The organism is Myxococcus sp. CA039A, assembly GCF_013336645.1.
GTDB classification, from domain to species: Bacteria; Myxococcota; Myxococcia; order Myxococcales; family Myxococcaceae; genus Myxococcus; species Myxococcus llanfairpwllgwyngyllgogerychwyrndrobwllllantysiliogogogochensis.
Genome location: NZ_JABUMQ010000238.1, coordinates 1 through 18,167, shown reverse-complemented (window position 1 = coordinate 18,167; position 18,167 = coordinate 1). Strand labels below are relative to the sequence as shown.

At 71.0% G+C, this 18,167-nt stretch carries 15 protein-coding genes and 2 riboswitches; of the genes, 1 reads left to right on the top strand and 14 read right to left on the bottom strand.

From position 1 onward, the window contains the following. From HR086_RS32185 to HR086_RS32120, 14 genes are all read right to left on the bottom strand, one after another. Positions 1 to 1,346: serine/threonine protein kinase (locus HR086_RS32185; protein WP_373564382.1), on the bottom strand; the 1,346-nt coding region annotated here is incomplete at its 3' end. 176 nt (positions 1,347 to 1,522) lie between these two features. Then, the gene (locus HR086_RS32180; RefSeq protein WP_141649394.1) at positions 1,523 to 3,205 is read right to left on the bottom strand and encodes an FHA domain-containing protein; all 1,683 of its coding nucleotides are present in this window, start codon (positions 3,203 to 3,205) and stop codon (positions 1,523 to 1,525) included. Between the two features lie 161 nt (positions 3,206 to 3,366). Further along, a complete protein-coding gene (locus HR086_RS32175) occupies positions 3,367 to 3,858 on the bottom strand; it encodes a ubiquinol-cytochrome c reductase iron-sulfur subunit (protein WP_174467548.1) in 492 nt (163 codons plus the stop codon). Further along, positions 3,855 to 4,589, bottom strand: coding sequence for a cell surface protein (locus tag HR086_RS32170; protein ID WP_373564381.1), 735 nt, complete (start codon positions 4,587 to 4,589; stop codon positions 3,855 to 3,857). The genes HR086_RS32175 and HR086_RS32170 overlap by 4 nt, the downstream gene beginning before the upstream one ends. Then, a complete protein-coding gene (locus tag HR086_RS32165; RefSeq protein WP_174454231.1) occupies positions 4,586 to 6,034 on the bottom strand; it encodes a hypothetical protein in 1,449 nt (482 codons plus the stop codon). Before HR086_RS32165 ends, HR086_RS32170 begins: the two co-directional genes overlap by 4 nt. A gap of 147 nt (positions 6,035 to 6,181) precedes the next feature. Continuing rightward, positions 6,182 to 6,396: riboswitch (cobalamin riboswitch) on the bottom strand. A 20-nt stretch (positions 6,397 to 6,416) separates the two neighbouring features. Then, the gene (locus HR086_RS32160) at positions 6,417 to 8,030 is read right to left on the bottom strand and encodes an MXAN_6577-like cysteine-rich protein (RefSeq protein ID WP_174467547.1); all 1,614 of its coding nucleotides are present in this window, start codon (positions 8,028 to 8,030) and stop codon (positions 6,417 to 6,419) included. Then, positions 8,005 to 10,020, bottom strand: coding sequence for a TonB-dependent siderophore receptor (locus HR086_RS32155; RefSeq protein ID WP_174467546.1), 2,016 nt, complete (start codon positions 10,018 to 10,020; stop codon positions 8,005 to 8,007). The genes HR086_RS32160 and HR086_RS32155 overlap by 26 nt, the downstream gene beginning before the upstream one ends. A gap of 58 nt (positions 10,021 to 10,078) precedes the next feature. After that, positions 10,079 to 10,326, bottom strand: a riboswitch (cobalamin riboswitch). A gap of 6 nt (positions 10,327 to 10,332) precedes the next feature. Then, positions 10,333 to 10,857, bottom strand: coding sequence for an FHA domain-containing protein (locus tag HR086_RS32150; protein WP_174454228.1), 525 nt, complete (start codon positions 10,855 to 10,857; stop codon positions 10,333 to 10,335). A 157-nt stretch (positions 10,858 to 11,014) separates the two neighbouring features. Then, complete coding sequence (locus HR086_RS32145; protein ID WP_174454227.1) at positions 11,015 to 12,286, bottom strand: hypothetical protein; 1,272 nt, start codon at positions 12,284 to 12,286, stop codon at positions 11,015 to 11,017. Continuing rightward, a complete protein-coding gene (locus HR086_RS48785) occupies positions 12,283 to 13,275 on the bottom strand; it encodes a tol-pal system YbgF family protein (RefSeq protein ID WP_254623601.1) in 993 nt (330 codons plus the stop codon). The genes HR086_RS32145 and HR086_RS48785 overlap by 4 nt, the downstream gene beginning before the upstream one ends. After that, complete coding sequence (locus HR086_RS32135; protein WP_174454381.1) at positions 13,272 to 13,868, bottom strand: RNA polymerase sigma factor; 597 nt, start codon at positions 13,866 to 13,868, stop codon at positions 13,272 to 13,274. The genes HR086_RS48785 and HR086_RS32135 overlap by 4 nt, the downstream gene beginning before the upstream one ends. 44 nt (positions 13,869 to 13,912) lie before the next feature. Beyond that, positions 13,913 to 15,013: a hypothetical protein gene (locus HR086_RS32130; protein WP_174467545.1), complete on the bottom strand. Its 1,101-nt coding sequence runs from the start codon at positions 15,011 to 15,013 to the stop codon at positions 13,913 to 13,915. Positions 15,014 to 15,191: 178 nt separating this feature from the next. Further along, positions 15,192 to 16,451 carry a dipeptidase gene (locus HR086_RS32125; protein WP_174467544.1) on the bottom strand — a complete coding sequence of 420 codons (1,260 nt, stop codon included), beginning with the start codon at positions 16,449 to 16,451 and terminating at the stop codon, positions 15,192 to 15,194. Positions 16,452 to 16,533: 82 nt separating this feature from the next. Then, positions 16,534 to 17,430, bottom strand: coding sequence for an MBL fold metallo-hydrolase (locus HR086_RS32120; protein WP_174467543.1), 897 nt, complete (start codon positions 17,428 to 17,430; stop codon positions 16,534 to 16,536). Positions 17,431 to 17,980: 550 nt separating this feature from the next. Between HR086_RS32120 and HR086_RS32115 the strand changes: the two genes are divergently transcribed. Next, on the top strand, positions 17,981 to 18,167 hold a 187-nt coding region (locus tag HR086_RS32115; protein WP_174467542.1), incomplete at its 3' end, for a hypothetical protein.

The window sequence follows — 18,167 nt, the reverse complement described above, 5'->3', positions numbered from 1 at the left end:
GGTGGAATGGCCTCCGGTGGCACGGTGGCCAGCGGTACCTCCCGCGTCTGCGAGGGCGGACGCATCACGGGAGCAACGGCGGGCGGCGGCGTGGGAGGAGGACGGTTGAAGGCCTCCGGCTCCACCTCCACCGAGGGCGACGTGTCCGGATTCAGCCGGCTCGCCCGGGCGCGGGCCTCTTCCTCCAAGGCCTCCAGCGGGAAGGCGGGCCGCGTGGCCTCGTCCATGGGAATGCCCGGACGCGTCTCGCCGTCATTCACCGGACCGCCGGCCTCGCGGCTGCGCGGCGTGGGGTGGAAGGAGAGCGCCTCCACCGGGCCATCCAACCGGATGGTCTTCGCGGGGAGGATGGCCCCCGCCGGCAGCGTCGCGCGGGGCGCGGTGCCGCCGTCGTCCTGCTCCTGCGCCGCGGCCCGTGGCTCGGGGACACCTCCGCGCGGCACGTCCTTGAGGCTGGCCAACAGGCGCCGCTCGGACTGGAAGTCCGCCGTGAAGAGCTCCCGCATGAAGCGGCTGACGCTCTCCGGGCCCGCGCTGGCGTCAATCTCCATCAGGCACGTCTGCAGCCGGCCACGGAACTCCTCCGCCGTCTGGAAGCGCTGCGTGGGGTCCACCTCCAACGCCTTGGCCACCAGCGCCGTCACCGAGCGCGGCGTGAGCGGCTCCACGTCGTCCAGGGGGGCGACCTTGGGGTTGGCCACCACGGACATCAGCTCGCCGGGGTGGATGCCGTCGAAGGGGTTCTTGCCGGCGATGAGCTCGTAGAGCGTGAGGCCCACCGCGTACAAGTCACTGCGACGGTCCACCGGCTGGTGCCGCGCCTGCTCCGGGGACATGTAGAGGAACTTGCCCAGGATGATGCTCGGGTTCGTCTTCGCCGCGGACAGCCGGCTCTTGGCGAGCCCGAAGTCGACGACCTTCACCTCCCCCTCGTAGGAGATGAGGATGTTCTGCGGAGAGATGTCCCGGTGGACCAGCTTCAGGTCCTCGCCGTCGTCATCCTTCTTGCGGTGCGCATAGGCGAGCGCGTCCAGCACCCGGCCCATGATGTAGAGGATGAAGGTGAGCGGCAGCGGCACCTGCCTGTCCCGCACCCGAGCGGCCACCTTGCGCAGGTCCTTGCCGTCCACGTACTCGAGGGCCATGTAGGCCTCGCCCTCGTGCAGCCCCATGTCCAGCACCTGGGCGATGGAGCCGTGGCTCAGCCGGACCAGGGTGCGCGCCTCGCCCACGAAGCGCTCGACGAAGTCGCTGTCCTCCGCGAGCTGCGGGAGGATTTTCTTGATGACGCACAGCTTCTCGAAGCCCTGCGCGCCCTCCAGGCGGGCGAGATAGATCTCACCCATGCCGCCCGTCGCCAGATGGGACAGGAGGGTGTACCGGCCAAAGGGCTGGGGCCGGAACGGACGCAGCCGGGCGGAAGGGTTATGGGCGTTCATGGAGGCGGGGGTCCACCACTCGGGCCCCATTGAACCCCGTCCAGGGCCACGGCATCAACCCGTCAACCTGCCGCGAGGGGTTTTCACCGCAGGCCCGGGTTGGTGAGCGTGCCGACATCCTCGTCGAGCACCTCGAAGACGGCCACCTTCTCCCGGGGTGCGCGCACCATCCGCTCCCCCAGGGGCATCACGTCGAAGCGGGCCCCCACGGAGGCCAGCATCTTGCCGGTCATCAGCACCTGGCCGGGGTTGCCCGTGGCGGCCAGCCATCCGGCCACGGCCATGCCCTCGCCCACCGCCGTGTAGTCCGAGCGCACCTCGTTGCCGATCATCCCCACCAGCGCGCGCGTGGTGTGCAGGGCCAGCCGCAGCTCGCAGCGCTCGTCCAGGGGACGGCGGCTCATGGCCCGCTCCCAGTCGGCGCGCAGGGACAGGGCGGCGCGCACGGCCCGCACGGAGTCCTCGCCCTTGACGTAGGGCACGCCGAACAGCGCCCGCATGGAGTCGCCCTGGAAGCCCTCCACCGTGGCCTCGAAGCTGAACACGATGCCGGTGGCCCGCGAGTGGAATTCGTTGAGCAACTGGGTGGCCTTGGCCGCGCCGATGCGCGGAGCCAGCGCGCCAAAGCCCACCAGCTCCACGTGCAGCACGGTGAGGGTGCGCTCCTCCAGCCCCGGCAGCCGTCCCCCCTGACGCAGGGCCTCCGACGCGCGGCGCTCCGCGATATCCGGCGGGTGGAAGCGCTCCAGCATCCGGCGCATCCGCTCCAGCGTGGCGCCGCCCTCCTTCGGGGAGAACTTCTGCACGCCCGTGGCCACCAGGTGCGCCACCGCCGAGCACGCATCCAGCATCGGCTCCAGCCCATCCCCCTTCGCGGAGGTGTTGACGTAGAGCACGCCCGCGTACGGCGGCTCGGCGCCAATGGGGATGCACAGCACGCTGTCCACGCCGTAGAGGATGACGCTCTCGCGGGCGGCGAAGCGGCGGTCGTCGCGCACGTCACCCACGGCGAGCGCGCGGCCCTGCTTCAGCGCCTCGTCGACGATGGCGTCGGACACGGGCACCTCGCCCTTGGCCAGCTTGCCCCGGTGACGCACCGCCGCCGGCACCAGCGCGCCCGTGGGGTGCTTGAGCAGCACGACGGCCGTCGTGGCGTCCGTGCGCTCCAGCAGCCGGTCCATCGTCATGTCCAGGAAGGTGGACAGCGTGGTGGCGGTGGAGAGCGCCTCCGCGGTGCGGAACATCAGCACCAGCGTCTCCTGGCCCACGCGGGGACTGGCGGGCGCAATCGGCGTGGACGCGCTGCTGAAGTCCTCGAAGGGCATGGGCCCCACGTTGTCCAACAGGCGCAGCACGTCCGCGTCCCGCACGCTCTTGGCCAGCAGCACGGAGGGGCCCACGTCCTGCCCATGGCCGAAGCGCACGACGCCGCCCGCGCCCAGGTCCACCATCTCCGTGGCCGCGTTCTCCACCGTGTTGGGCTGGCGGACCGCGAGCGTGTTCTCGCCCAGCGCGACGGTGTCCCCGGGGGACAGTTGTCGTGAGCCCTGCAAGGGCGCGCCGTTGACGCGACTGCCGTTACGGCTGCCCAGGTCCTCGATGCGGAGGATGTCCGCCTCGACGTACAGGCGCGCGTGCCGGCGCGAAACGAGGTCGCCACCCAGGACGATATCGTTCTCGTCCGCGCGGCCGAGGCTCGTCACGCCCTCGGGCAAATCGTAGGACGTATCGAAGTAGCCGGGCCCGTTGATGATGATCTGCCACATCGAATGCCCGACATTACACGACTCTCCCGTCTCATGAGAGAAGGAGACACCGCTTCGAGAGGGGGGACAGGAGTGACCCGGACTGCCGGCGCAAGTGCTTCGCGCCGCGTCAAGACTGACAGTGCTCCGGGCGACTCGCAAGTGCCCGCCAGGGCGAGTCCTCAGCGCGGCCGGTGGATGAAGACGGACTGTCCGTGGCGCACCGCGGTGAAGGCCGTCAGCGCTCTTTGGGCGGGGCCTTGAAGCACCGCGCCATCCAGCGCGAAGCGGGAGCCGTGACAGGGACACTCCATGACGCCCTCGGCCGGGAGCCAGTCCACGGCGCAGTCCCCGTGCGTGCAGATGCGCCACAGCGCCACGAAGCAGCCGGGCCGCGTGTGCACGAGCACCACGTCCAGGAGCGCTTCGGGCACGCGCACCTCGGCGTGGCCTCCTGGTGACCGCAGCGCCGGGTGGTCCGCGAGCCGCACTTCCACCCAGCCCTCCTCGGCCGTGCCCGGCACCGGCGCCCCGGGACAGGCGGCGCCGTCGGGCGGGAGGTCCAGGACGATGGCCTCCCGCCACTCCCCGCCGCACCCCACTCCCAGCGCGGCCAGGGCACAGCCACCCTGGGCCAGCGTGAGGAGCGCGGCGCGGCGGTCCAGCTTCGTCATGGCGCGGCCGTGAGCGACACGCCGTTCACCACGGCGACGCCGTCCAAATCGAACCCGGCGGACGTGCCGGCGGAGCCGCTGGTGCCGGAGTCCTGGATGCGCACGTAGCGCGCCCGGCTGAGGCCCACGGTGGCCAGGTCGAACCCGTCTCCGCCCGCGACGGAGGGGTCCGTGGCGCTGATGCCGGCGGCGGGGTTGGCCGTCACGGGACGTACGCCCGCGCAGCCCGGGTAGTTGTTCGCCGCGTCCGAGGGGGCGCAGGGGAACTCGAACCACTGCACGCCATTGTCGCTCACGGACACCTTCGCCCGCTCGGTGAAGGCACGAGGGCCTCCGGCGATGAGGAAGGCGTTCTCGAAGACGAGCAGGTCCACGCCCGGCCCGTCCATCACCGCGAGGTCCGTGAAGCGCAGGGTGATGGAGCCCGACTTGCCCAGCGAGAGGACGTCGAGCGAGCCGCTGTCCAACCCCGAGCCCACCGGCGGGCCCAGGACGATGGACGGGAAGCGGTCCTGTCCGAAGCCCGCGCCGGGGCCCGGAAGGAACTCCACGACCTCGTCCGCGTACGGGTCCGCGGGCACGGCGACACTCGCGTCTTCAGGCGAGCCCGAGTCCCCCGGCCCCGCGTCCTCCGAGGGCGAGGACGGGTCCTCACCACCGCAGGCCGACAGGCTCAGGAGCAGGGCGAGCGCCGCGCCCCGCTGGTGCGGCCAGGACACGCGGCGACTCACGGGGCCACCTGGAGGCGGACCAGTCGCTGGCCGTTCTTGTCGGCAACGCCCACCAGCACGTCCGAGCCGAGCGGCTCCAGCATCGTGACGGTGGTGCACTGGTCCACGTAGTCGAGCACGGCGGCGCGCGCGCCCACCGTGACAGTGTCGCTCCCCGTGCTGGTGGACAGCGCGAAGCGGGACACATCCGTGCTCACGAAGCTGAAGTTCTCGTCATACCCGCCGCGGTTGACGACGACACCCGCGCCGAAGGAGGACGCACTGTCGAAGTCGCTGCCCACCTCGATGGGCGACTGGCTGCCCAGCTCCAGCGGCGTCCCGCTGGTGATGGCCTGGGCGACGACCGACGGCGCCACGCCGTAGATGACGTTGACGAAGTCTCCGTTGAAGAAGCCCAGCGCGGCGACGCCATTGTCCGCCACGGCGGTGAAGCCGCTGGCGACCACGCCTTCGGCCGGGAAGTTGGCCACGCGCACCGTGCCCAGGGGATTCGCGGACGTCACCACGCCGTAGATGCCGAGCCCCGTGGGCAGGGTGCCCAGGCCGCCACCGTTGAGGAGCACCGCGCTCGTGTCCCCGTTCGAGAAGGCCGCCGCGGAGTAGTTCTTCGGCGCGGTGAGGAAGGACGACGAGGCCGGCGTGGCGATGTCGTAGAGCGAGAGGGAGCCCGGAGACCCGGAGGCGCCCGTGGTGTAGCCGGTGAAGACGCGCTGCCCGTCGTTGATGAGGTAGCCGCCCGCGTAGACCGCGACGCTGCCAGCGCGGTCCTCGGGGGTGACGACGTCATAGAGCTTGGTGGGGGACAGTTGGAGGTCGGGCCACGTGCCCATCGAATACAGCGCGGCGTCCTTGCCGCCTCCCTGCACCGCGTAGAACGAGTACGTCGGACCCGGCGACGAGCCCAGGGCGGAGATGCCATCCGGCAGCGGGGCCGTCTCGGTGGCGACGAAGCCCGCCTGGAGCTGGAGCGTGCCCAGCTTCGCGTCGTGCGGCGTCGTCTCGCAGGTGACGGGGCCCGCGTCCGGCGTACCCGCGTCCGGCGTACCCGCATCCGGCGTGGGGTCCACGGGGCCGGCGTCCGGCGTGCCCGAGTCCACGGGGCCCGCGTCCGGCGTGGGGTCCACCGGGCCTGAATCCGGCGTGCCCGAATCCACGGGACCGGCGTCCGGCGTGCCCGAGTCCACCGGACCTGAATCCGGCGTGCCCGAGTCCACGGGACCCGCGTCAGGCACCGGGGGCTGGCCAATCGGCTCCGTCTCGCACTTCTCGTCGACGCAGACCCACTGCTGGCCCGCGGGGGGCTCGCCGTTGTCGGCGCGGCAGTCGAATGTGTCCACGCACTCGGGGTTGCAACCCGTGCCAAGCAGCGCCACCGCGAAGGTGGTCACAGCCAGCGAAACAGACTTCGTCCAGGGAGCTACGCGCTTCCAGTCAGCGGTCTTCATCGGCGTCCTCAGTCCCTCTCCGCCCCCACGGGCGGGTGGGCATCCAGGAGGACGCGGTCGAAGGCGGGCCCGGGCACACCCACGTGCACGGAAGAAAGGCTGACGCCTCCGCCGCCTCCCCTCGGAGGCCTCGGTGATGTCCGTGCCCGAAGGGCACGGGTCCTTGGCAGGTTTTCGGACTCGCAGGCGCGGATGCCCCGGGGGCACCCACCTAGTGGCCGTCGCTTCCCAGCCCCATGGAGGGACCAGTGCTTCGTGACGGCGGTCGTTCCTGCACACCGCTGCGGGGCAGTCCCGGATTCACACCGGGTTCCCTAGAGCCGCCGTGTTTCCACGTCAGCACCGAGGACGCCGGCGGGGATATGGCGGGTGACCGGCATTGTCAATGGAGCGCGGTGACGTCGATGGCATTGGACACGGGGCGACGCGGGTCCAACGGGCACGCCTCCAGCGCGGGGCCCTTCGCCTCGGGCGTGGAGTAGCCACGACGCTCGGTGAGGCGGCCGTCTCCCACCTCCACCACGAAGACGCGGCCGGCGTTGGTATCCGCCAGGTACACCGAGCCCTTCGCCACCGCGAAGCGACTGGCCACGGAGAGCACACACCCGGGCGCGCCCGGCTGACAGCCAGGGTTGAGCGCGTAGGAGGCCACGACGGTGTCGTCCTTCACCAGCACCAACCCGGTGGAGCGCACGGACGTCGCGATGTAGCCATTCTCCGGGTCATAGAGGGCCTCGCCGATACAGGCGACCACCAGCTGGTCCCCCACCGCCTCCACGTAGCCCGCGTTGAGGCAGCGCTCCGCGCCCAGGTCGATGGCGCTCATCGCGCCGGTGGAAGGGTCGATTCGCGCGAGCATGCCCGGCCCGTTGGGACGGTAGTCATTGGCGGGATTCAGATTGGTGAGCGCCACGTACACGGCGGAGCGCGTCGCCGTCACCGAGTACGGCAGCGGCATCACCGGGCCTCCGCCAAAGGGCTTCAGGTCCAGGCCCGCGAGCGACAGCGTGTCCACCTTGCGCGGCTGCTCGGGGTTGGAGATGTCCACACGCGCCACGGCGTTGCCGTGCTGGAAGTTGGAGCTCGCGGTGCCGAACAGCGGGATGAAGAGCGTATCGCCGAAGCGCGCGAGCGCCTGGGGACTGGTGTTCGCGCCCAGGTTCACCTGGCCCACCGTGCGCAGGCCCAGGCCATTGCCCTGCGCCGTGCCCTCGCGCTTGAGCACCTGGAGCGTGTTGTTCACCGAGTCGACGACGTACACGTAGGGCGGGTCCACGAGGATGTCGTTGGGCGAGCCGGAGACCACGCCCAGCGAGTCCTCCTCGACGAGGGTCCCCAGGTTGCCTCCCGCCGCCTGGAGCAGCTTGCCGTTCGTCATGTCCGCCGCCAGCACGAAGCCGTCCCATGACGCGAGCGACTGCACACCCGCGCCGAACTCGCGCCGGGGCCCCAGCTGGTCCGTTCCCGCCTGGATGCCCACGAGCTGTCCGTTCGTGAAGCACGCCGTCACCACGTCGTATGCGCACCGTCCGGCGTGACACGACTGCACGTCCGGACACGCGACGCCGCACGCGCCGCAGTTCAGCACGTCCGTCCGCGCATCCACGCACGCACCACCGCAGCGCAGCAGCCCCTCCGAGCAACCTTCGCGACACGCGCCCGCCTCGCACACCTGACCTGTGGCGCAGGCCGTGCCGCAGGTACCGCAGTGGGCCACGTTCGTCGCGGTGTCGACACAGGCGCCATCACAGGACTCGGTGCCAGCGCGACAGCCGCAGACGCTGTCCTGACAGACTTCGCCCGTGGAGCAGGTGTTGCCACAGGCGCCGCAGTGGGCGGTGTCGCCGCGCAGGTCCACGCAGGTGCCCTCGCAGACCGTGAGGCCGGCGGTGCACACCACGCCTTCATCCGGGCAGCCGGTGAGCACGAGGGCCAGGAGAGAGACTGACAGCAACGCCAGCGGCGTGGACTCAAGGGGACGGGGCGCGCGGGGCATGGGAGTCCTCGGAGGAGGGAGGCGACGGGGGGTTCGGCTCGAGCGACACCGCGAGGGTCGCGTAGGCCGCGCGCCCTGGCAGTGGGAAGCCAGTGAAGTCCTGGGCCCGCGAGTCGAGGAGGTTCTTCACCTCGACCGACAGGGTGACGTCCGGAGCGTGCAGGAAGGTGCTGGAGGCACCCACACTCCAGAGGGTGCGTGACGGAAGGTCGCGCGTGCCGGTGCGGTTGACGAGCTGAGAGGCCTGGTACAGCACCTCCGTGCGGGCGTTGAGCCAGTCGGGCCCGGCGCGCACGCGGCCCACCCACTTGTGGCGCGGGCGATAGGGCAGGTCCTGATTGTAGAAGCGTGGGTCGCCCAGACGATTCTGCGTGCGCAGCCACGTGTAGCTGCCGCTGGCGGACAGCCAGGAGAAGGGCCGGGCCTCGCCCTCCAGCTCCACGCCCCACACTCGGGCGGCGTCGAAGTTGTAGGGCCGCGCCATCATCGGGGGATACAGCTCGTAGGCGATGAGGTTCTCGTACAACGCCGCGAAGCCGCCCGCCGTCGCGCTCCAACGGGGCGCACCCGAGACACGCTCTTCGGAGTCCCAGACCAGGGCCGCGTCCGCGTACAGGGCGCGCTCGGGCTTCAAGCCGGGGTTGGGCAGGAGCGTGCCCTGGCGGATGTACAGCTCTAGGAACGAGGGCGCGCGGTGGGACTGTCCCGCGTTGGCGCGCAGCCCGAAGCCACCGCCCAGGGACACCGCCGCGCCGAGCTTCGGAGAGAAGAGCCAGTAGGGCCCCACGCGCTCCAGCCGCAACGAGGGCACCACGTCCAGCACGCCGCCGAACAGGGCCCACTCGTCCATGACCATGACGCTTCCGCGCCACCAGCCCGCGGACTGCGCGCCCCGGGCCTCGGTGACCTGCTCGCTGGAGGAAGCCACGGTGGTGGTCAGCGTGTGAGCACCGCCCAGCGGAGTACGCCCCTCCAGTTCCACGCCGCCGACGAGGTGGCGCTGCGGGCCTCCCGCGCCGAGGAGGCCGCCTGTGACCTCCAGGCCATCGCGTCGGAAGAAGCCTCGCGCGCTGCCTTGCGTGCCCGTGCCACCGAGCGCTCCCGACCAGCGCACCCCGAGCGAGAGCCGGTCCAGGTCCTGTCGCCCGGCGGACTGGGGATTCTGCACCGTGCCGGGAATGGCGCGGTCCTCCAGGGCCAGCTCGGAGAGCACATCCAGACGCGAGCCTCCGGGCAGTCGACGCCGGTAGCGCAGCAGCACGCCGCCACCCTTCGCGTCGTTGCGGGCACGGGCCTCGGCGGTGACGGGGTTGTCGTCCACCGCGGGCAGTTCATCGAGCTCGTAGGCGAAGTCTCCATCCGAGCGCCCCGCATGGAGCAACACCAGTCCATGTCCGTCGAGCAGCGGGCCCGTCACCGCGACATGTCCCAGCGCCGTGTTCCAGCTTCCGTAGGTGACCTCACCACTGGCGCGAGTGTGAGAGGAGGGCGCGCGCGTGACGATATTCACCGCACCGCCCAGACCTCCCGAGCCATAGCGGGCGCCCGCGCCACCGCGCAGCACCTCGAAGCGCTCCACCAGCGCGGCGGGAACCTGGGACAGGTCCGCCATGCCGCCCGCGCCGTTGAGCGGGATTCCATCAAGGAACACCAGCACGCCGTTCGACGCGGCGCCTCGGACGACGAGGCTCTTGCTCTGGCCGTAGCCCCCCGAGTCCTGCACCGCGAGGCCCACCGAGCCGACGAGCAGCTCCGCCGTGTCGCGCGCTTCGCCCGCGCGAGCGGTGGCATCGATGACGGTGATGGCGCCCGTCGGGTCCCTGCGCTCGGGCGAGTCCGGCGGTGGCGGCGACTTGCCGCGAACCACGGTGGCGCGCACACGGGAGCTGTCCGGCTCCGCGGCGGCATCGTCCGGCACCTGGGCACGGACTTCGACAGGGAGGCTGAGCGCCAGGCACACCAGGTGCCCAACGAGGAAGGTGCGCCGCATGCTCCGCCTTCCGCTCTCTCCATCGAAGAGAGAAGGCCGTCCGCACGTGTCGCCACGCGACACGTTCGCACCCCTGGGCAGGTCTCCTGGCTGATGGGCTCCGGCCTCAGGCGCACGGCGCGTCTGGCTGGAAGGGGGCTTCCGCCTTCCCCCGGAGCGCCTCAAGGCCGCTGCCGAAGTGGCGACTGTCCGAAGTCCCCGGCCCTGTCCTCAGGGCTGCCCAATCACAGTGGCGGGACCGCACCGGATTCGCACCGGCTTCCCTCTTGAAAGCCCGACATGGGCACCCAAGGGCGCACCCCTTCTAGGGGGTCACCTCCGTCGCGTCAAGCGCACCCGGGACAGCGCGGCACACGAGCGCACGTACTGCTCGAAAGCACTCGCTTGGAGGAACACCACCTCCGCGCCACCCAGTCGCAACGACGCGCGGCTGAACAGCGGCGAGGAGCGGCCCGGCACTATCAACACGCCTTCCTGATACGTGCCGCCGTGGCTCTCCAGGTCCGTCACGCTCCACACCTCCGTGTGCGGCTCCGGACGAAACCGCGCGTGCTGACGCGACACAGTGGGTTCGGGCAGGACGATGTCGCACTCGGGGCTGCGTCCCACCGTCACCTCGGGACCACTTCCCCGAAGGCGCGGCCGCAGCTCGAACACGACGGGCTCCACGACACGCGAGGGCGACGGGCCCATCAAGGTCGGCGCATCCACCGGAGACACCGGGCGCGGGCGACTCGGCATCGAGTCCCACACCAACACGGGCCACCCGACATCGCGCAGCAGCGCCTCGCGGTCCTCCCGAAGCTGAGCCGTCAGCGCGGACAAACGGTGGAGCACGAGGGTCCTCCAGGCCGGAAGGAAGGTGCGCTCGCAAAGCTGTGCACGCCCCTTCCGTCTGTCCACCCCCACACGTCCACGAGGACGCCTTCGCGGGGGGAACCTCGCGGGTCGCACACGCGACCCCAGCGCCAGCCACGGTGAAACAATCCGGGCCTCACTTCTCGGGGCCGCAGGCGCTCCCCAGCGTGGCCACGTCCGCGTCGTAGTGCAGCGCCAATGCGCCGGAGGACTCGATGTGGCGCACGAAAAGGGAGCCGTACACCTCCGCGTTGCCACTGAGTGTCATCGTGGCACCGGGCGCGTAGAAGTTCCCCGCGAGCACGCTGCCCGCGGAGATGCCCAGCGTCCCCGTGCCCGCCGAATAGACGCGGACGCGGGCCGGCGCGTCGATGGAGCCCAGGAGGAACTGCCCTGCCACCGTCACGTCGCCGCCGATGAACAGGTCCAGCTCTCCGGGCGGCACCACTTCCACCGAGAGCCGCTCGCCAATGACGACGTCGTCTCGCACGAACAGCGCGGTGCGCTCGCGCACGACGAGGTTCAACCGTCCCTGTCCCTCGATGTTCGTCAGGAAGAAGCGCCCGCACGGCAGCTCCAGCGTGCGCTCCCCATTGAAGCCCGCAAGCGACGAGGCATCCAGGCCGATGGCCTCGTTGTGGTTGTTCTCGGCGTGGCTGCTGATGAGGCCGCGAATGTCCACCCGCGAGGCGTCATCACACGCGCACGGAGCCACCGAGTCCACCGGCTCTCGCAGCACCTCCGAGGCCGTCACCGTGCCGGACATGATGCGCTCGGCGGGCACGGCCAGCTTGCCCTCCACCGTCAGCGACGCCAGACCCACGTCACCGCGCACCCACGCATCCCCCGTCACCTGGGCGGACACGTTGCCCGTGAGCGGACCTCCGCTGTACAGGCCACCGCCCACCGACAGGCCGCGTCCCAGGGAGATTCCATCCGCGCCGCCCGCGCTCAGCCCACCGCCGACCTTCAGCGTGTCGTTCGCCGCGACGCCGCCGTTCGTCGCCACCGCGCCGCCCTGCCCTCCTGGCACGTACTTGCCCATGGAGCCGCGGAACGCATCCGTGGTGAGCGTCGCGCTGAACGCGAGCCTGTCGCACGAGCACAGCGCGTAACGGAAGGCGCGCTCCGCGAGGTGACCGCTGCACACCTTGGCGCCCGTGACGCTGTCACCCACCAGCAGCAGCGGGCCCGTGGAGGCACAGAAGGCCGCGGGGTCATCGGAGGGGTTCTCGCCCTCCCCTGTCGTCCCGCTGTCCGACGAGGCCACCGGGCCCGCGTCGCTGTGCGGCGTGTTGATGAAGGCCACCGGGTCCCTCACCGTGCACGCGGCCCCCACCACGAGCAAGCCCAGCAGGACAAAGCTGCCCGGAGAACGCTTCCACCGCGATGCGAAGGCGCGAGTCATCGACCTGAAATCTCCCTCAGTCGGGTCCGAGCCGCCACTCCATGGGGCGAATCGGGGTGGCGCGCGAGAAAGGACTCCAGCGCCCGCGCCTCGCCGTCCCTGTCGCCCAGGGCCCGCAGGGCCTCCGTGACGCCGTGGCTCGCTTCTTCTTCCAGCACGCCCCCAGGCCAGCCCCGCTGGGCCTCCTGGTACTGACGCAGCGCCCCTCGCGCATCGCCCAGGTGCTCCAGCCGCAGCGAGCCCGAGGCCACGCGCGCGACATACGCGGACATGCCCTGTGGGTCGGTCCGGATGACGCGCAGATAGAGCGCCTCCGCGGCCTTCCACTGTCCCGTGGCGCGGTGACCATTGGCCCGGCGCAACAAGTCCTCCGGAGCGGGCGCGCTGGGGAGCATCTCCGTCCCACGGGGCTTCGCGGACGGCGAAGGGACCGCGACGTCCGGAGTGGTCCGAGGCACGCCGACCTCCGTCCCTCCGGTCGCGGTCTGCTTCATGCCAACGCCAGCCACGTCGGGTTCGGCCCGTGCCACGCCGACCTCCGCGCCGGTCCGCATGACTCCGACGCCGGCGACCTCGGCCCGCTCCACGTCGACGCCGACCTCCGCTCCGGTCCGCGTGACTCCGACGCCGGCAACCTCGGCCCGCTCCACGTCGACCGTCGGCACCACCGGCTCGGGACGCACGGGTTCGACGACGGCGGGCGCTGCCACGACAGACGTCTCGACGGGCGCCAGCGAATCGCTCCGGCGGGACAGGTGCCATGTCGCGACAGCCGCCGCGCCCACCACGAGCAGCGCCCCTCCCATCAACCACTCGTGCCGGCGACGGGAACGCGGAGGCGGCGAAGGCGCGTCCAGGGCGGCGAGCACCGCGGCCTGCACCAGCGCCGCGGACTTCTGCCGAGACAGTCGACGAGCAGGCCCCGGGTCCTCGTCCAGCGGCGCGAGCATCCCCGGAGGCAGCCCTTCTTCATCCAGGAGCCGACTCATTCCGCGCCTCCATCCGGAACGCCGCCGTCCTCGGTCGCCAGTGCGCGGAGCGCCGCGCGCCCCAGCCGCAGACGACTCCGAATCGTCTCGAAGGGAATTCCCAGCTCGTCCGACACCTCCGGCACACTCATGCCGAGCACATGATGCAACACCATCGCATGTCGCTGCTCGTCGGGGATACGGTCCAACAACATCACCATGCGACGGCGATGCACGTATTCATCCGGGGGCGCATCCTCGGAAGGCACCGCCATCAACTCCGCGGACTCATCGACGCGCCGCGCCTCGTTGCCCCGGGCGCGCTTCAGCCATGCGAACGTCGTGCGAGCCACCACCCGGTCCACCCAGGACTGGAACTGCCCCTCGCCCCGGTACGTGGAGAGCCCCCGCAGCAAGGCGATGAGCGCCTCCTGGGCGATGTCCTCCACCTCCCCGTCCCCGTGCACCAGATAGCGGACGAGGTTGCGCACCCGAGGCAACAGCTCCATCAACAAGGACTCGGCGGCCTCCCTGCGCCCCTGGATGGCCGCCTGGATGCGGGGGTCCGCTCCAGGACGTGCTCTGCCGATGGCTTCCCGTCCCGTGCTCGTCATCGACCCCATGGAGGAAGGTCGAGCCGAAAACGGGTCATCCCCACTCACGGCAACAACACCAGCGCCAGGGCGAACCTTGGCCGCACCGCCCAGCCTTCGTTGCGTGGCACGAAGTTTCCGTCCTCGGAGTAACCGAGCCGGGGCCGCCCCAGGACGCCATCGGCGGCGACGGTGGCCTCCACGCCCATCCACTGGGAGAAGCGCCAGCGCAGGGAGGTGTCGGGCCCCGCCAGCAGCGCGGGGATGAAGCGCGGCTTGGCGGCTTCGATGCCCAGGAAATACGACTCCGTGCTGCGACCGAAGATGAGCAGGCCCACTCCCGCGCCCACGCCCCAGCGCAGGCTCCCCACTTCGAGGAGCGGGGTGTCCACCCACAGCCCTCCGGCGTACTGCTCCAGCTTCACGTCCGTGCGGCCATCCGGCAGCTTCGCCTCCAGTCCCGCGAGGACCTGAAGGCGAAGGCGCACCCTGCGGAACTCCCAGCCGGAGGCGAGCAGCAGGCCCCGATGGCCGGACCGCTCATACCCATCCAGCGTCATCATCCCGCCCACCATCACCTCCCAGCGCAGCGGCACCGAGTCCAGGGCAGCCGGTGGCACGGCCCAGAGCTCCGGCGGCATGGGCGTGGGCTCACGCTCGGGGGTGGCGGGCGCGGACAGCGGGGCGGCGACCTCGACGACCTCCCCCAGGGGCGTGCCAGCCTCCACCGCGCGCAGGGCGGAGCGCACGACGAGCGCCACGGCCTCGGCGCCCGCGGACCACTCGAGCGCGCCGGGCTGACCTTCCAGCCGCGCGGTGCGCACGAAGAGGTGACGGCTGCCGGGTTCGGCGAAGTGGACGCGCAGCTCGGAGCCCGAGCGCTGGAACCAGAGGACGGCGCGGGCCTGGTGGACATCCGCCAGCTCGACGACGGAGCGCCACTGCGCCTGGGGCGAGCCTTCCATGGACGGGCCCGGCATGGCGCGCAGCTCGACGGGCAGGTCGCTGCTCTGGCCGCGCACGCGTTCGAGTAGGGCGCCATCCTCCTCGGAGGCCACACGCGCCACGGCGAGCCACGAGCCGCCGCGGTCCGCCGCGCGCGCCTCCCCGCCCAGGCACAGGGCGGCGACGAGCCCCAGCCGAATCAACACGACGCCCGATGCCATGATTTGAAGGCTAGCGTCTCGTGTGTGCGCGCGGGAAGCCCCGGGGACAAACACACCTCACCGCACTGACGCACTCTGGCAGGCGCACCGGAAAAGACGCGCTGCGCCTGCAATCCTCCGGCGGACGGGCGACATGGGCCTCGGACTCCAGTCTGCCCTCGCGCCCGTCGCGGATGACTCAGCGCTGGACGCTCGGGGGGGCGCGCAGCTCACGGCTGACACGCTCCGCCTCGCGGAAGACGCGCAGCAGGTTGCCGCCCAGAATCTTGTGGAGCTGCTCGCGGGTGTAGCCCCGGGCCACCAGCGCCTCGGTGATGCGCGGCAGGTCCGCCACCGAGTCGATGCCCTGCGGCGAGGAGTTGATGCCATCGAAGTCCGAGCCCAGGCCCACGTGGTCCACGCCCGCGACCTTGGCGATGTGGTCGATGTGGTTGATGAGGGATTCGAGCGGAGGGCGCTGCACCTTCGCGGCCCACTCCCAGCTCGCCTGGGAGTTCGCGCGGTAGCGGGTGACGGGGTCCGAGGCCTTGTGCTTCGCCTCCACCGCGTCCTGGGCGGCTTTCCGCTCGGTGGCCATGGCGGCGTAGGACGTGCGGTAGGTGTCGTCGATGAAGGCGGAGAAGAAGTTCACCATCACCACGCCGCCGTTGGTGGCGACGGCCTTGAGCATCTCGTCGGTCATGTTGCGCGGGTGGTTGGTGAGCGCGCGGGCGGACGAGTGCGACGCGATGACGGGCGCGCGCGTCACCTTCAGCGTGTCGAAGAACGTCTTGTCGGACACGTGGGAGATGTCCACGAGCATGCCCAGCCGGTTCATCTCGCGGACGACGTCGCGGCCGAAGTCGGTGAGGCCGTCGTGGTGCTTCACCGACGCGTCACTGATATCGCCCGACGAGTCCGCCCACTCGTTCGTGTTGGACCAGGTGAGCGTCATGTAGCGCACGCCCAGCCGGTAGAAGTCGCGCAGCACGCCCAGGTCATTCTGGATGGAGTGGCCGCCCTCGACGCCCATGAGCGTGGCGAGCTTCTTCTGCTTGCCGGCGCGCGCGGCGACGATGTCCTTCGAGGACAGGGCGAGCACCATCTGATCCGGGTGCTTCTCCACGGCGCTGAGCACCGAGTCGATGATGCGCAGCGACTGGTGGGTGTATTGGCCGGCGAACTCCTTGGGCTCCACCCAGATGGAGAAGAAGGCCGCGCCCAGGTTGCCGGCGCGGGCGCGGGACAGGTCCAGGTGCCCCTGGCCATTGGGCGGCTGGGAGCCCAAATCGAAGCCCTCTCCGAGCATGCGCAGGGGCGTGTCCACGTGCGTGTCGATGATGAGCGCCGACTCGTGGATGGCGCGAGCCTTCGCGGCGATGGGCGACGGCGCTGCGGGAGCGGCGGCGAGGGAGGGCGCGCCCAGGAGGAGCAGGGCGGCGAGGACGGAGCGGTTCACGCGGACACCTCGGAACGACGGGACGCGGGGGACTCTCCCACGGAGCCAGGGCGGGATGAAGTCGCGACGGTCCCCCTTGGACTCAGGGGCGCTTGCCCTGCCCCACCAACCCCAGGCCCGTGTAGACGACCTCCAGCCACTTCTCCGTCTTGACGTGGCCCTCGCCGAAGCTCCGGTACTGCTCCGGCAGGCCCTCTGCCTTCACCTGGTCGAGCGTCAGGCCCGCCACCTTCTTGCGACGCACGAGCGCCGTCGTCTCCCGCAGCATGGCGACGAAGCGCTCCAGGTCCTCGCGCCCCGCGAGCGCGCCGTGGCCCGGGATGATGCGCACGCCGGAGGGCAGGCTCGCGAGCACGCCCTCCGCGTTGCGCACGTAGCCCTCCACGCTGCCTCCCGCCTCCAGGTCGATGACGGGGAAGCGGTCCGTGAAGAACTGGTCGCCCAGGTGCAGCACGTTGCTGCCCACGAACAGCACCGCGCTGTCGCCATCCGTGTGGCCCGATGGCAGGTGCGTCATCCGCACCTCCTCGCCGTTGAACCAGAGGCTGAGCCCCTGCTGGAAGGTGAGCACGGGGCGCGCATGCTCCGGCGCGGGAGGCAGCGTCTCGCCCCGGCGGACCCTCGGCTTCGACATCCGCGCGCGAACGGCGTCGTGCGCCACCAGCGTCGCCTCGCGCCCGAGCACCGCGTTGCCTCCCGTGTGGTCGCTGTGCACGTGCGTGTTGAGGACATAGACGAGCTTCTGCTTGCTCAACGTCTTCAACGCCGCGCGCACCTTGTCGATGACCGGGGCGAAGTCGTCATCCACGAGGAGCACACCGTCGGGCCCCACCGACACGGCCATGTTGCCGCCGGCCCCCTGGAGCAGGTGGATGTTGCCCGCCACCGGCGTGGCGCGCACCTCCACCTGGGAGAAGTCACGCTCCTGCGCGAGCGCGAGACAGGGAAGCAGGACGAGCACGGCGGCAACGGCCTTCATGCGACCTCCAGACGACGGGGGATGCGTCGGCGGGCGTCTTAGCAAACCGGGAGCCCGTTCATTCCCGACGCAGGTGCACTTCTCTCACGCACCCCCTGCCGTCGAGCGGAATCCCCCGAACCTCCACGCCGACGCACGTGCACCGTTCGCGAGCCCCATGCCGTCGCGGAGTGGAGCCGGGTGCCAACGAGCGGAATCCCCCCAACCTCCACGCCGACGCACGTGCACGGTTCGCGTGCCCCCGCCCCTGATGCGTGGAGCCGGGTGCCGTCGAGCGGAATCCCCCGAACCTCCACGCCGACTCGCGTGCCCCCACCCCTGATGCGTGGAACCGGGTGCCGACGCGCTCTTGCCTCTTGAGAAGCCACTGGAGCCTCTTCGCCCGTCCTCGCGGTGGGACACCTCGCGGATGCTTGCACGGGGGCCAGAACGCTCCTCCGAGGGAGACGGCCCTGGCACGGCGACTGCTCAAGCAGGTGTCGACCTCAGGCGGTCGAGCCGGCGAGGCGGTCGCGCCGTGGTGGCGCGGTGTGGAGTGTGGAGGCGGAAGATGCTGATGGCGGGGAAGCGACTGGCGGTGTTCTCCATTCGCGAGGGCAAGGGCGGGGGCATCTGGGTGCGGGCGGGAAGCGCGTTCGTGAACAAGGACGGCTCGCTGAACGTGTTGCTGGATGTGCTGCCGCTGGACGGCAAGCTGCACGTGCGAGAGGCGGCGGAGAAGCGGGACACGCCGGGGG